Source organism: Streptomyces chattanoogensis (assembly GCF_001294335.1).
GTDB classification, from domain to species: domain Bacteria; phylum Actinomycetota; class Actinomycetes; order Streptomycetales; family Streptomycetaceae; genus Streptomyces; species Streptomyces chattanoogensis.
Map to the genome: position 1 here is coordinate 16,509 of NZ_LGKG01000140.1, position 14,035 is coordinate 30,543.

Genomic DNA, 14,035 nt, shown 5'->3' on the forward strand with positions numbered 1-14,035 from the left:
TCAGCCGAAGGCGCCGCGCGCCGGCTTCTCCGCGTCCCCCGCCTGCCCGGCGTTCTTCGCGTCGCCCGGCGTCTCCGGCTGCGCCTTTGCCGCCGGCTTCCCGGAGCCGTCCGCCTTGCCTGGGCTGTCCGCCTTCCCGGGCTTCGCTGCCGGCTTGGCCTCCTTGGCCTCCTTGGCGTCGGGGGCCGGTGCGGCGGCCGCCGCCGGGTTGGTCCGCACGCCCTTGGCGATGCCCTCGCCGCCGCGTGTCCTGGCCGCACCGTCGCCCGCCGGCCCGAACGGGTCCGCGCCGTGCACCGCCGTGGACGTCTCCCACTTGTGCGTGACGACGGGCCCCTGGCCCTTGCCGCCGCCTCCGCCGCGCTTGCTGAACGCGCCGCCGAGGCCGCCGGCGAGCTGGCCGAGCGCCATGAAGCCGTAGGCGAAGTTGGTGCCGGAGGACTGTGAGCCGCCGGAGGAGCCGTTCGCGGACCGGTCGCTGTGGTCCTCGTCCTGTTTGTTGTCGGACTGCGCGGCGGCGGTCTCCAGATCCGCGGCGGCCAGTTCGAAGGCCGGCAGTGAATCGTCGACGGAACGCTTGAGCCGGTGCCACTCCGCCGCGAAGGCCTCGCCCGCCGGGCCGTGCCAGTTGGCCGCGGCGGCGGTGCCGACATGCCGGTCCAGGTCCCGTACGAGACCGTCGAGGTGTCTGCCCATATCCCGCCAGCCGGCCGCCGCTTCATGCAGTGCCTCGGGATTGCGCCGCTCGCTCACTTGACGCTCCGCATCATCTCGACCAGCTCTTCCTCGGCCGCCTGCGCATTCGCGACGGTCTCCCTGATGCCCCCGCCGACCTCGGCGAGCCGCTGCTGCAGCTGTACGAGGGCGTGCTCGGCCTGCTCGTACATCTCACGGAACGGCCGGGCCTCCTCGTCGCTGCCGAACCCGTCCCGCAGCGCCTCGGCATCCGCCCGTCGTCTGAATGCGGCCAGCTGCCGGCTCAGTTCTTCCGCGCGTATCTCGAGGGTCGCCGCGAGGCTGTGCAACTCCTCCGTACTGAGCCGGACTTCATCAGCCATCATTTCTCCCCGAATTTCCTCACAGCCGGCGGCTGAACTCCGCCTCAGGTCTAGCACACCGCAAAAGGCCCGGAGCGCGCTACGGAGCGGACCGGTCCGGCGGACCGCGAATACATAGCGCGCAATACGCGGCAATACCGGCAACCCCGCCTTGACGCCCTGTTCACCACCGTCATTAGACTCGGTACGCCGGTACCGCACTCGCGGTGGCTGTGCCACCACATTCAAGGGGGAGACGTGAACAACGAGCGGCAGATCCAGGACGAGGACCTGATGGACGTCGCCGCCGACCAGGAGCAGGCGCACCGGCTGCGCAAGGCCCTGAAGACGCTGGCGGACAACCCCAACGTGGACGGCAAGCTCAAGGAGATGGCCCGGGAGGTGCTCTCCGGCCGGATCGGCATGAAGGACGCCATCGAGACGCCGAGCTACATGGAGGCGCTCGGCGACCGGATGTCGGAGATCAAGCGGGCGGCCGAGAACCAGACGATGGCGGAGCGCGAGGCGTCCCGCGAGCAGTACGCCAAGTGGCAGAAGGAGCGCGAGGAGGAGGAGGACCGCGAGCGTGCCGAGCGCGACGGCCCCTCCGGCAACATCGTGACCGCACCGCGGAAGGGCGGGCGCAGCCACCGGGGCTGATCACGGTGATAACCGAAGCCCTTTCCGCGGGCGCAATACGGTTCACCTTTCCGGTACGGAAGAAATCGGACGGCCGGTCCCGGTAAGCCCGGGATCGCTCCCTTTTCCGCCGGCCGCCTGCAGATGTGCGTTCTGCAGGGGTTCTGCGGCGGTTCCGCAGAACACTGTGTGCATATTCCACGCACATTTCGCACAAGGCGATCACATCCCCGCCGTATTCGGCGGCGCCGGGCCACCGGGCCGGGCGCCGCCACACACCCCCCACCAGCCCCGGCCTGCATGTTCCGGTTACGGAACAGCCGGGCCCCGGCGGCTCCGCGCAAGCGCGCCGGATCATAAGATCGAGCAGCCACCAGCAGCTGCGAGCAGATAGACACGCAGGAATCCACGGGAGTGGAGAGCGGGATTGATGGGGGACGAGGAAGTCATGAACGCCTCAGCCGGAGGAAACGCGGCCGAAGGCGGCGCCGCCAGGCCCGCATACGAGCCGCATCCGTTCATCGGCGGCCGTACCGCCGCGCTCCGCGCCCTCGCGGCCTGGCGGATGCGGTGGCCCGGCGCGCCCCGTGTCATCGTGCTCACCGGCAGCCCGGGCAGCGGGCGCTCACGGCTGGTCCGCGGCTTTCTGATGCTGTGTGAGCCCGACTTCCGCAAGCGGCTGCCCCTGGACGACATGGATCCGGCGACCGTCCCCCCGGATCTCCCCGCGCCCGCCGTACCGGACCCCACGCTGCTCACCGCCGCCCAGGTCCAGTGGTCGATCGCCGAGCACTTCGGGCTCCGGGCCACCCGCGCCCGGGACATCTTCCCCGAACTCGCCGCGCTCGAGGAACCGGTGACGATCGTGGTGCCGGATGTCGGCCTGGCCGGCCCGGTACGCGCCGCCGGCGAACCGGCCCGCCTCGTGCGGGACGTCCTCACACCGCTCGCCGCCGTCGAAACGGTTCAGCTGCTCACCTCCGTGCCGCGTGAACTGGCCGCCGAGCTGGCCGGCACGCTGCCGCGCGGACAGGTGCAGATCATCGACCTCGACGATCCGGAGTGGGCCGACCCCGAAGGCCTGGTGTGGCACGCCGCGAACGCGCTCGACCCCGCCCTGGGGGCGCCCGAGCTCCCGTACTCCACCGATCCGGACGCCCGCCGGGCGCTCGCCCGGGCGATGGCCCGGCGCGCGGGCCCCAGCCGGCTGACCGTGCAGCTGGCGCTGCAGTCGCTGCTGATGGTGCCGGAGGGCTTCGACCCGGCCGACGAGGAGGGACTGCCGGCCGATGTCGGCGAGGCGCTGGACCTGCACGCCCGTCGTCTGGGCGCCGATCCCGGGACGCTGCGGCTGATACTGGCGCCGCTGGCGTTCGCGGAGGGCAGGGGGCTGCCCGTCGAGCTGCTGGGGACGCTGTCCACGGCCGTCGCCGGGCGCGACATGAGCCAGGACATCGCGGACGGGATGCTGCTGGCCGCCCCGTTCATCGAGCCGGTGGAGGTCGCCGCGGACGAGGACGCCGACGACGGCTCCGACGACGGCACGGGCACCGGCACCGGCACCGGCGGCAGCCGTACGCTGCTGCGCCTGATGCACCCCGGAATCGCCGAGGAGATCCGCGCCGGCCTGCCCGACGTCCGCGCGGCCCAGACCGAGATCGCCATGGCGCTGCTGGAGGCCGTGCCCGAGCAGAACTGGGCCAAGGCCGATCCCTACATACGTGACCACCTCGCGGCGCACACCCTCGAGGCCGGTCTGCTCCCCCGGCTGCTCACCGACCCGGGCCTGATGGCGCATGCGGATCCGGTGACGCTGCGGGCCGCCGTGGAGGCCGTACCGCTCGAGGAGCTGGAGGCGCCGGCCCGGACGTATCTGCGGACCGCTCCGCTGTTCACCCGGACCCAGGCGCCGGTGCAGATGCGGGCGGCGCTGCTGGAGACCGCGTTCGTCGAGGACGGGCTGGGCCCGTACGCGGAGGTGCTGCACACCCTCGGATTCGATCTGCCGTGGCGCACCCTGTGGAGCGTGCCCCTCGCCGGGGTGAGCGCGGTCACCACGGGCTCCCTGCTCCAGGAGGGCGAGGAAGCCGGTACGCGCCCGGTGGCGGCGCTCCTCGTCCCCGAGGGCACCCCCGGCTCCCGTCCGTCGCCGGGCGAGCGCGGCGGTCCGGCCCTTCTTGTGCACGACCTGCTGCGACCCGGCTATGTCGATGCCGACCCGGAGCAGGTGCTGCGGCCCTCGGACGAAGCGCGGGAGGCGGCACCGTTCGGGTTCAGCCGGGGCGCCGACTATCTGACGGTGTGGGCCCGGAAGAGCCGGCAGGCCGTCACGGCGCTGATCTCCGACACCCCGTTCACCGGCGTCGACCTCTCGCCCGACGGCGTCCTCGTCATCGCCACCGAACGCGGGGTGACGGCCCGTCAGATCCTCGCGCCCGTCCCCGCGGCGGAGCCCACCGTGCCGGACCGGGGTACCGGCACCGACGACATCGACGACACCGGCGCGTCCACCCACCCGGACTCCCCCACCGGCCTCGAAGGAGACCACTCGTGATCACCCAGGCGCAGGCACACGCCACCGCCGCCCGCTGGCTCAACCCCGAGGGGCACCAGGGCCCGCCGCGCGAAGTGGCCATGCAGGAGTTCGACCTCGGCTGGGTGGTGTGGGCCGTACCGCCGCCCCCGGAGGTCGATCCGCAGACCGGACAGCGGCGCCCGCCCGCCGAGATCGGCACCGCGTGCGGCGTCGTCGACCGTGCGTCCGGCGAGCTGACGGTGTGGCCGTCCGTACCGGTCGAGGAGGTCGTGCGGATGTACCAGCAGAAGCACGGCGCGGGCGCGGCGGCCCCCGCTGCGCCGCAGCCCCCGGTGACCGGCCCCGGCAACACCGCCGTCGCCACCTACAACGACCCGTCCACCGGCGAGGAGACCAGCCTCGTACGGCTCGCGGGCCCCGGCCTGCCGCCCGTCGAGTACCAGCTGTCCGCAGAGCTCCAGCGCCTGGGCGTCCGCGGCGAGGACGTCCGCGCCGTCCACACCGATCTGCGCCCCGCCCTGCTGCCCGGCGGCTACCCCGGCGACTTCATCTTCCGCGCCTTCCCCAACGCCCAGTTCTCCTGCACCGAGGGCTACGGCATGCGGCCCGAGGAGCGCGCCGAGGGCATCGCCGGGCTGCTGCGGCACGTCGAGATGATGCACCAGATCTCCGGGCAGCAGGCGCCGCCGCGGCCGCACCGGCTGCCGGTGCCGGAGCGGGTCGAGGCCGCACCGGCGATGCGCGATGTGGCGCTCGGCAAGCACCTCGCGGAGGTCTTCGGCCCCCAGGGCGTCTTCCGTCCCGACGCCGACGACACCGCCCCCACCCAGCTCCCCGACGCCGCGAAGAACACCCTGACCTGGGCCGGCCTGCCCACCGAGGTCCCGTACTTCTTCACCGCCGACCGGTCCGACGCCCCGCCCGCCGGCGGTCTGTTCACCGACGTGGCCACGTATCTGCGACAGACCGGCACGGAGGCCCGCCCGGAAACCCTCGAAACCCTCTCCGGCTACGTCCGCATCGGCACCGACGGCCTCTACACCATGGCCGTGCAGTGCGTCGCCCCGGAACAGAACCAGAGCCTGATCGGCACCGTCTGGGCGGTCCAGCCCACCTCCGGCGGCGGCCGCTTCGTCAACCGCACCCTCGCCGCGTATCTGCGCTCGCTCGCCCTCCTGGCGACCACGCGACAGCAGATGCAGGGCCTGGACCCGCATGCGGCGGGCACGGCGGTGGCCGGTTTCCAGGAGCAGATCGCGGCGATCGACTCGTGGGCGCTGGACGACCAGGGCAACTGGTGGTCGCTGATCATCGAGCAGATGTGGCACGGGTTGTTCTGAGGAATGAGTGGGACGTGCGGGACGTGCGGGACAGGCGGGACGGGCGGATGTCGCTGTGATGTCGCTGTTGCGGCTGCCCTTCCGGTCCCAGCGGGCCCGGCCGTTGGGCGCTTCCATAGCTGTGCGCACGCTGTAAGCCGCAACTGTGGCCGTCCGGCTTGCTGAGCCGTACGTCCGTCCGTACACGGCTTCCGCACGCCCCCGGGCCGCCGCCATATCGCCCGGCGGCACAACGGCCACAACGAGCCGACGGTCACAACAAGCAATCGCCCCGCCGCCTCCCGTCAGGGCAACAGCAACCAGTCCGCGGCGAGAGCGGCCGCGAGTCCGATACCCAGCAGCCACGTGCCCAGCCGGGTACGCCCGTTCCGGCTGAGCTCGATGACCACGCCGCAGAGCACCAGCGCGGCTCCGTAGACCCCGACCACCAGCACCGAGTGGCGGGACGCCAGGCGGATCACGAGCACCAGCGCCATCGCGCCCATCAGAACCGAGGCCACGATGATGCGTATTCGCCGTGCCTGACGGGGTGTCAGCCCTGCGCGGTCCTCGGAAAGGGGCTGCTCATTGCCGGTTGCGTCCATGAGCGGGATGCTACGGGACCGTTGATCGCCCGCGCGCCCGGATCCAGCCGCACTGCGCACCTCGAGGACACCACTCCCTCGCGACCACCTTCTCCCCCCACCCCCTCAGCACCCCGCCCCCTCACCCACCCAATGCATCCCGCCCACCCAATCCATCCCGTCCGCCCAACCGCCACAATTCCCAAACCGAACTCGAGTTCCCCAGCACCCCCTTTCTCTTCCTCCATGACCACCAAATTGCCATAACTCCTTTACGGCAACGCCACGTGAACACCCGGCACACTTCCCCGCCTTGACATGCCATCACCCGGATCGCCTAATGTGGGGTCATTAAGGAAGTGTCAAGGGCAGTACAGGGCACGGGAAAAACCGGGGGCAAAAGGTGGCAGGCAAGGCATTTGATGTCGATCCGGACGTACTGAAGGCGCAGGGCAACACCTTCGTCCATATCGGCAACGATTTCTCCACGGCCGCGAAAAAACTGCGCGACGGCCTCGAGGATGTGGACGCCGCCTTTGAGGGATGCGATTTCGGCGAAGTCTTCCTAACGATCTACAAGCCCATCTCGGAGGGCATGTTCGACTCGATGGATTCTCTCGGCGAGCGCCTTGAGGGCATCGGCGACAAGCTCCAGGGCATGGCACAGAAGTACGCCGAGTCCGACGAGCAGGGCATCCACACGATCAGCGCCGTGGGCCGCCCACAAATCTGACGCGGGGCTCAACTCACTGCGTCTGTCCAAACTCCCGGCCCCAAGCTCCAAGCTCCCGCAAGCACAGCACGCCCCGAGCTCACCCGAGCCACCACCCCTCGCACCACCCCGCTTCACCCCTCCCTTCACCCCTCCTCTCCATCGCCCTTCCACCTGACATTCGGCTACCACCGCACGGGGGACAATCACTGTGTCACTGATGCTGCCGGACCCGCTCGTCGAGGTCCTGGACCTGCTCGGTTACAGCTGGCCCAACGCCGATGAGGACAAGCTCTTCGAATGCGCCTCTGTCTGGCGGACCTTCGCCGAGCAGGCCAATCAGACACTCTCGGACGGCTCGTCGGCGGCCAATGAGGTCGTCAGCGCCAACTCGGGTGAGGCGATCGAGGGTTTCTCCAAGGAGTGGGGCGCCTTTGCCGGCAGCGGCGACAGCGGTGACCACTATCTCCGCGACGCCGCCATGGCTGCCGAGGTCATCGCCGCCGCCTTCGACGCGGCCGCCATCGCCGTTATCGCCGGCAAGGTCGCGGTCATCGCCCAGCTCGTCGCGCTGGCCATCGAACTCATCGCGGCGCAGGCGGCCGCGCCCTTCACCCTCGGCCTCTCCGAACTCGGCGCGGCAGGCGCCACTCAGGCCGCCCGGGTGATCGTCCGCCAGATCCTCGACAAGCTCAAGCGCGAGGTGATGCAGGCGGCGACCAAGGCGATGGAACACGCCACCATGGACGCCATCAAGAAGATGGCCAAGAAGGCGGTGTCCAAGGAGGCCCGCAAGCTGGCCATGGACTACGTCAAGACGACCGTCAAGGAAGAAGTCAAGGACAAGGTCGTTACCGCCGCCAAGGATTCCGCCAAGGAATTCGTCACGGAAACCGTGGTCAACGGGGCCAAGGAAAAGGCCATGGAAGCCGGCGAGGAGATGGCCGGCAACCTCGTCGGGCAGGGTATCGAGAACCACTTCGGCGCCCGCGACGGAATCGACTGGGGCGAAACAGCCGACATCGCCAAGGAAAAGGCCGGCGAATACGTCGACGACGTCAAGAAGGACGCCGTGGACCGCGTCAACGAGTACAAGGACGGCGTCACCAGCCTCGCCGACCCCCAGCACTGGGCCGACCGCGTCCAGAGCGACGCGGAAAACAAGCGGGACCAACTCATCGACCACCACACCAACCGCGGCCTCGACCACGTCCAAAGCCGCGTCGACCACCACACCGGCGGCGCCGCCAGCCGCAACCAGGACGTCACCGACGAGGCCCGCAACACCGTCTCGGACCACGTCCGCTCGGTCTTCGGCTGAGGGCGGTATCACCGCTCTCCAGGCCCGCCCATACTCCACCGCGCTTGACCCCTGGAACGCATTGGGGGCCGCAGTCTCATGCAGACTGCGGCCCCATGTCCGTATCCATTTCAAGTGTTCCGAGCTCCAGCTTTCGCTGATCCCACGCGTCTTCGGCCTGCCCGCTGCGTGCTCGCAACCGACCTTACGGACACGAACCGAGCCTGCTGGGCTGCCATGCGAGGCGGTACGGGTACGTCACAAAGCCACGGGGTCAGGGACCGCCGGGCTCCCTGCCAGACGGTTGGAAAATTGGCTCGACGGTAACCATCCGGGAATTCATGGAGCCGAGCGCGGAGCAGAGCCACAGCCCGACACTTGGGCTGCGGAGCCGCGCGTGCCATTGGCCAACCGTACGGGTCCTCTACGCCCGTCGAGCGGATATGCACTCGTGCGGCAGCCGTCTGCTATGAGCTTCGTAGCGGAAGTACTTCCAGACCCTGAGGCCATCTGCCGCTCCCCGGCACGCCCCCACTCGCCACCCACTCCCCATAGGGAGGACGTTGGCACCAGGGAGCGTTTCCCTTACACCTGCGCACCCCCAGAGCTACACCCCGCCCAGCAATGAGCGAAGCCATCATGATGCCGTGCTCCCGGAAAGCACGTTGCCCTTGAGGTCAGGACGAGAACGACTTCCTTCCGCCACGTCGTCGATGACCGTACGGCCCCAGCCAGTTCGAGCCTTCCAGACTTCAACCCCGAAGGACATCGACAGCCGTCAGCATTTCCTGACCTGACCCGCCACAGATTCCGGCATGGCGCCAGGGGCAGTGCCCCGCCACAACGGCTAGAGGCCCGCAACTTGAAAGGTTGCGGGCCTCTAGCCGTTCGATCATCTTCTTCTCTCGAGCCTTACGTTGTCCTCAATCACAACGGACCCGACCGCCTTCAAGAAAGCTCCGCTTGAAGACCTGGTCACGCATGACAACCGCCATTCCCTCAGGCGCCTGCCATTGCAGCCGTCCGCTACTGTCCCGGCGGCTGAGTGGGCGGAGCCGGCGGATAGGCCGGTGCGCCGGGCTGCTGCTGGTACGGACCGGGCTGCTGATACGGACCGGGCTGCTGCGGCATGAACCCAGGGCCACCGGGACCGCCATAGCCACCGGGGCCACCGGGCGGCGGGCCGTTCCGACCGTTCTTCTTCTGCCGGACAACCAGAATGACGATGACCGCGACAACGACAAGAACACCGGCCGCGATACCCACAATGGCACCAGTACCGAGTCCGCTGTCGCTCTTCTCAGTTGCCTGCTCATCGCCCTTAGCGGGAGCGCCGGGAGCAGTTGCTCCTCCACTGCCTGCACCCGGAGACGGCTGCGTCTCGGGAGACTTCAACGGACCATTCTTCGATCCGGCCGGAATATTCTCCGTCAGAGCGCGCAGAGGACGGATAAACCCGTACCCGTAGTGCTGGTCCGGGAGCTTCGCCCCTTGCTTGTCCGCGGGAAGGCCAGCCGTCTTGACGAGACGGTTTGCGATCTGGCCGGCGGTCAATTTGGGGAACTTAGAACGCAAGAGAGCTGCGGTGGCCGAGACGTAGGCCGTGGAGTCAGAAGTCCCGCTTGCCTGGCGGTACGGCTCTGTCGCTCCGGCAGATGTAATGTGTACACCTGGAGCCGACAGCATGACTCTGGGACCGTAATTGGACTTGTCCCAGATTTTTCCAGCTTTATCCACGGCGCCAACTGCTACGACACCAGGCGATTTAGCCAAGTCACTCATAAGGTCGGAAGATCCGTCGTTACCTGTACCGGCCACCACCAGCACATCGTGCGCCACTGCGTAGGCAATTGCCTCTTTCTCCGTGTCCATCAACACCGGAATGTTGATGGACACATTCACAACGGTGGCACCGTGATCTACCGCATACCTTACGGCACTCTCAAACCCCTCGCTGTTTCCCAAAGCGCCATGTTCAGACATGGAAATCTTCACCGGCAGAATCTTCGCGCCGGGGGCCAATCCCATTACGCCATCGCTTCGCCCAGGTCCGTGCCCGTGCCCAGCGATGAGAGAAGCCATTGCCGTGCCGTGATCGACCTGCTTCTCCTGATTGGCCGGCCCCCCCTTCACTACATCCTTGCCAGCGAGGACACTTCCGCTGAGGTCCGGATGACTGCCATCCACTCCGTCATCGATGACAGCAACCGTGACCCCCTTGCCCGTCGACTCCTTCCAAACCTGCTTGGCGTCAAAGGAATTGGCGCTCAAAGGCCACTGACGGTCTCTGATCTCATCCGCCGAAGCGATCGGTGCGGTGCCAAAGAGCAGTGCTCCCGCCACCACGCCACCGCTGACCGCACGCAGCGTCCGCGTGAGCCTCATGCCGTAACACCTCTCTTTAGCAGGATGGGGCCCGCAGCCCGAGGACTGCGGGCCCCATCGCCTTTCGCCGATTACTTGGCCGTCCGGTTCCTACTCGATGACCTTGGGTGCCACATTACGCTCTGGCGTCCAAGTCTCCTCGTCCTCTACCAGGTAGTCGGGACGCTGCCCGTTCTCACCCTTGCCCTTGTCCTTGCCTCCGTGGGCACCGGGAGCGCCGGCCATCCCCGCCGGACGACGGCCACCGGCCGCGCCCTTTTGAGTACCGCCACGGCTGCGGTGGAGGCCAGATCCGCCCTGCGCGCCGGCACCGGTCTTGCCGGCCTTGCCGACAACACCGCCCTTCTGCCGTGCCAGTGGACCACCGCGGCCCGCGCCGGCCCCCTTGGCGCCACCCTTGGCACCGCCCGCAGCACCACCCATACCGGGCATGCCGGGACGACCGCCAGCTCGCGCAGCTCCGCCTGCCCGCGCGCCTCCGGTGGTGCCGCCCATGCGGCCACCACCACCTCCGGGCATGCCCGGCATGCCCGGACCACCGATGTTCGAGCCACCCGAGCCACCGCCGGTGCCCAGGCTGCCTCCGCCGCCGCCAACGCCGAGGCCGCCACCGCCGCCACCGGGCCCGAGGCCGCCGCCACCGCCATGGAGGCCTCCGCCGCCTCCGAGGCCTTCAAGCCCCGTGTGGACAGGCGGTCCAGAGGGCGCCTTGGGCATGCTGCCGATGCCACCGTCGATGCCAGGCGTGCGCGGTGCGTCCATACCGGGGGGCGTCGAGTAGCCGCCGCCCTTCATGTCCGGGATCTTCCCCACCCCTCCGGGCGCCTTCGGGGAAGAAGGCGTCGGACCAAACGGTCCGATTGGCGGCATCATGCCAGTGTCGTGCGGATCATGCCTTGGGACGGGATTTTCCGGGTCGTCGATCCCAGTTCGCGGAGCGAGGCTCTTCGCGCCCGCCCGATACACCGTCGCCAACTGCTCCATGTAATGGGCAGCCTCGAGCTCGCGCTCCCTGTCAATCGACAGGTTGCCTCGGTTCTTGTCCATAGCATCGTAGATGCTCATGTTCGGGTTCTTGAGGTCAGCATTCAGCCCTGAGTCGTCGCGACCGTCACTCGCACCGAATGCCTTCGCACCAACAAACCCAATGCCACCGCCCAGAACGGTTGCCTTACCCGTACCCGAGTTCGCAAAGTCACGAGCGCGGTCGGCCTTTTCCTCCAGCCAGCTCGGCTCTTCGACGCCTTCGACCAGCTCCTTGACCTTGCTCAGTCGGTCGCTGATCTGGTCCAGGACTTTGCCCGCGTGTTCCGGGTACGGACCAAGGTTGGCGAATTGCTGACTGATCTTCTTCGCCGACGCTGCGAACTGATCGGCAGAGGCTCCGTGCCAGTGCTCCAGGACCTTGGCCACGGCATCGTCGAACTCCTTCTTGATGCCGCCAGCCCCGTCTTCGCCTACGAGTGAATTGTGAACCTTCTTCCAGCCCCTGGCGGCATTGGCGACTTCACCGGGGTTGGAGCCTTCCACCATCTTCTTGACCGCGTTCAGCCTCAGATCGGTGAACTGCGGGCGGCTCCGCATGATTGCGGCCGGGCCCGTGACATCAGTTGTGTCACTTCCAGCCCCGCTGGGCGTCCCTACTGTCATCTTCTGTCCCCCACTCCCTCATCGAACACGAACTGTCCCCACTGCCATCCACCCGCTGATTCACTTCATGCTGATGGTGTTGTCCGCCTCGGCGTCCTGGTACGCACCCCTGACCTTGGCCGACTTCTTCCCGTGCTTGTCGACAAGGTCCTCGACGCTCTCGATCAGGCTCTCGATCTGGTGCTTCATTGTGGCGTGCGCTTTGTAGAGCTGCTCTTGCTCCGTAAACCCGTGCCCCAAGGTCCCCGGCGCCAGATAGGTGCTGTTCTTCGCCGTGCTCTTCGAGTCACCCATGTTCTTCAGAACCTGGTTGAGCTCCTTGACCACCTGGTCCAAGGCATCCAGGTCAACCTTGTACTCGCCCGATCCACCCATGATTAAGCCTCCCCGTGTGTACCGATACCAGTCTTACGTCGCCAGTCGCGCAACGCGACGGCGGCGCCAACCACCGTGCCGACGGCCAGAAGTGCACCGCCGACAATGTAGATGGCCATGCGGATTCGCCGGTCCGCCGGGCTTTCGCCGAGGCTGACGGCGGCTGCTTCTACGCGCATGCCGACGTTTGAGTTGCCCTTGTCCGCCTGCGGAGGGCCGGTGGGCCGGGTGTTGTCGTTGAGGGCCGCTACCGGGTCGACGACGCCCCAGCCGATGAACTTGTCGGAGCCCTTCTTCACGCGCTCCGCGGTCTGCTCGAGGTGCGAGATGACTTCCCAGGGCTTCCACTTGCCGTCGCGGTCGTTCTTGTGCTTCGCGATGAGGAGGGCCGCGGCTCCCGCGGCATACGGTGAGGCGAAGCTGGTGCCCAGGTCGACGCAGTTGCCGCCCTGGGGGACGGTGGAGACCATGTCCACGCCCGGAGCGGCGAGGCTGACGAAGTCACCGGACTGGGAGAACGGCGCGCGCTCGTTGTTGCGGTCCGAGGCGGCCACCGCCATGACGTTGTCGTACTTCTTGGAGTAGGCGGCCGGCCACATCTGCTTTTCCCCGCCGTCGGCGCCGCCGTTGCCCGCCGAGGACACGATCAGAACGTGCTTCTGGCGGGCGAAGGCAATCGCGCTCTCAAGGGTGGTCAGCTGGTCCGGGGGGGCATCGGTGCCCTGGGAGATGTTGATGATGTCGACGCCCTTGGTGGCAGCGTGACGGATGAGCGTGGCGAGACTTTCGGCCGTGCCGCCCTTTTCCTTGTCCGTGTTCTTGAACGGGATGATCGTCGCCCCGGGCGCGATGCCGACGAAGCCGGAGCCGGATTTGGGGCGCGCGGCGATGATGCCCGCCACCTTCGTGCCGTGGCCGACCTGGTCAACGGTCGGCTTGCCGCCGCTCTTTTTGCCGATCAAGGTTTCGCCGCCGGAGCCGACCGCGTTATGGAGCTGCTTGTTCACCGTGTCGACGCCGGAGTCGATGACGGCCACCTTGACACCCTGGCCGTACTTCTTTCCCTCCCACATCTGCGTGGTCAGGAGGCGCTGGAGGGACCAGGGAGTCTCTTTGATGTCATCGGTGCCGAACTTGCACTCGCCGCTGTTGAGCGTCGTGTTGTCGTCCGCGACCGCCGGCGTCGCAGCCAAACAGGACATGCCGACGATGGACACCGCAGTGGCCAGTGCGCCCGCGGCTCGGCGACGGTGCCCGGCTCGTTGACCAATGGTGCGAGATCCCACGGGTTGTCTGCTCTCCATTTGCGGGGTAACGGACGGAAGGAAAGGAGGGGGAAGAGGAGAAGGAGGAGGGGGGAGGGAAGAGGAGGAGGTGACGAAGGGGTGGCGATTGTGTGGCGGAGGCGTGGGGTGTGGCGGGACGGCAGAAGGGCGAGCGCACTGGTGCAGCGCGCCCGCCCTCATTGACCACTGTGCGAGCCGTCGGGGCTGCTCAG

12 protein-coding genes are annotated in these 14,035 nt (G+C 68.0%); 5 read left to right on the forward strand and 7 right to left on the reverse strand.

The genetic code is table 11. The features are described from left to right. Both ADL29_RS19405 and ADL29_RS19410 read right to left on the reverse strand, forming a co-directional pair. A complete protein-coding gene (locus ADL29_RS19405) occupies positions 1–753 on the reverse strand; it encodes a WXG100 family type VII secretion target (RefSeq protein WP_078971131.1) in 753 nt (250 codons plus the stop codon). Next, positions 750–1,058 (reverse strand): hypothetical protein, encoded by a 309-nt coding sequence (locus ADL29_RS19410; RefSeq protein ID WP_046930736.1) that lies wholly within the window; start codon positions 1,056–1,058, stop codon positions 750–752. The genes ADL29_RS19405 and ADL29_RS19410 overlap by 4 nt, the downstream gene beginning before the upstream one ends. 237 nt (positions 1,059–1,295) lie before the next feature. Between ADL29_RS19410 and ADL29_RS19415 the strand changes: the two genes are divergently transcribed. From ADL29_RS19415 to ADL29_RS19425, 3 genes are all read left to right on the forward strand, one after another. After that, positions 1,296–1,697, forward strand: a complete 402-nt coding sequence (locus ADL29_RS19415) for a hypothetical protein (protein ID WP_046925711.1) — start codon at positions 1,296–1,298, stop codon at positions 1,695–1,697. Positions 1,698–2,124: 427 nt separating this feature from the next. Beyond that, complete coding sequence (locus tag ADL29_RS19420; RefSeq protein ID WP_245689528.1) at positions 2,125–4,230, forward strand: ATP-binding protein; 2,106 nt, start codon at positions 2,125–2,127, stop codon at positions 4,228–4,230. After that, a complete protein-coding gene (locus ADL29_RS19425) occupies positions 4,227–5,552 on the forward strand; it encodes an SUKH-4 family immunity protein (protein WP_053924922.1) in 1,326 nt (441 codons plus the stop codon). The genes ADL29_RS19420 and ADL29_RS19425 overlap by 4 nt, the downstream gene beginning before the upstream one ends. A gap of 284 nt (positions 5,553–5,836) precedes the next feature. Here ADL29_RS19425 and ADL29_RS19430 read toward each other — a convergent pair whose 3' ends face one another. Then, on the reverse strand, positions 5,837–6,136 hold the full coding sequence (locus ADL29_RS19430; protein WP_078971132.1) for a hypothetical protein: 300 nt from the start codon (positions 6,134–6,136) through the stop codon (positions 5,837–5,839). A 382-nt stretch (positions 6,137–6,518) separates the two neighbouring features. Here ADL29_RS19430 and ADL29_RS19435 point away from each other — a divergent pair, with 382 nt between their 5' ends. Both ADL29_RS19435 and ADL29_RS19440 read left to right on the forward strand, forming a co-directional pair. After that, the gene (locus tag ADL29_RS19435) at positions 6,519–6,848 is read left to right on the forward strand and encodes a WXG100 family type VII secretion target (protein ID WP_046925714.1); all 330 of its coding nucleotides are present in this window, start codon (positions 6,519–6,521) and stop codon (positions 6,846–6,848) included. Between the two features lie 199 nt (positions 6,849–7,047). Beyond that, the gene (locus ADL29_RS19440) at positions 7,048–8,148 is read left to right on the forward strand and encodes a WXG100-like domain-containing protein (RefSeq protein ID WP_107095026.1); all 1,101 of its coding nucleotides are present in this window, start codon (positions 7,048–7,050) and stop codon (positions 8,146–8,148) included. A gap of 1,005 nt (positions 8,149–9,153) precedes the next feature. Here the strand turns inward: ADL29_RS19440 and ADL29_RS41230 are convergent. The 4 genes from ADL29_RS41230 to ADL29_RS19450 all read right to left on the reverse strand — a co-directional run bounded on the left by ADL29_RS41230 (position 9,154) and on the right by ADL29_RS19450 (position 13,823). Next, on the reverse strand, positions 9,154–10,512 hold the full coding sequence (locus tag ADL29_RS41230; protein WP_078971133.1) for a S8 family serine peptidase: 1,359 nt from the start codon (positions 10,510–10,512) through the stop codon (positions 9,154–9,156). Positions 10,513–10,602: 90 nt separating this feature from the next. Then, positions 10,603–12,096, reverse strand: coding sequence for a WXG100 family type VII secretion target (locus tag ADL29_RS43555; protein WP_157878541.1), 1,494 nt, complete (start codon positions 12,094–12,096; stop codon positions 10,603–10,605). 126 nt (positions 12,097–12,222) lie between these two features. Further along, a complete protein-coding gene (locus tag ADL29_RS19445) occupies positions 12,223–12,537 on the reverse strand; it encodes a hypothetical protein (protein WP_053924924.1) in 315 nt (104 codons plus the stop codon). 2 nt (positions 12,538–12,539) lie between these two features. Further along, positions 12,540–13,823: a S8 family serine peptidase gene (locus ADL29_RS19450; RefSeq protein ID WP_053924925.1), complete on the reverse strand. Its 1,284-nt coding sequence runs from the start codon at positions 13,821–13,823 to the stop codon at positions 12,540–12,542. Positions 13,824–14,035: the final 212 nt, after the last annotated feature.

Bases quoted from the DNA above. Each gene is read 5' to 3' on its own strand.
- ADL29_RS19410 (WP_046930736.1), bottom strand. From the start codon at position 1,058: ATGGCTGATGAAGTCCGGCTCAGTACGGAGGAGTTGCACAGCCTCGCG.
- ADL29_RS19420 (WP_245689528.1), top strand. From the start codon at position 2,125: ATGAACGCCTCAGCCGGAGGAAACGCGGCCGAAGGCGGCGCCGCCAGG.
- ADL29_RS19430 (WP_078971132.1), bottom strand. From the start codon at position 6,136: ATGGACGCAACCGGCAATGAGCAGCCCCTTTCCGAGGACCGCGCAGGG.
- ADL29_RS19440 (WP_107095026.1), top strand. From the start codon at position 7,048: ATGCTGCCGGACCCGCTCGTCGAGGTCCTGGACCTGCTCGGTTACAGC.
- ADL29_RS41230 (WP_078971133.1), bottom strand. From the start codon at position 10,512: ATGAGGCTCACGCGGACGCTGCGTGCGGTCAGCGGTGGCGTGGTGGCG.
- ADL29_RS43555 (WP_157878541.1), bottom strand. From the start codon at position 12,096: ATGCGGAGCCGCCCGCAGTTCACCGATCTGAGGCTGAACGCGGTCAAG.
- ADL29_RS19445 (WP_053924924.1), bottom strand. From the start codon at position 12,537: ATGGGTGGATCGGGCGAGTACAAGGTTGACCTGGATGCCTTGGACCAG.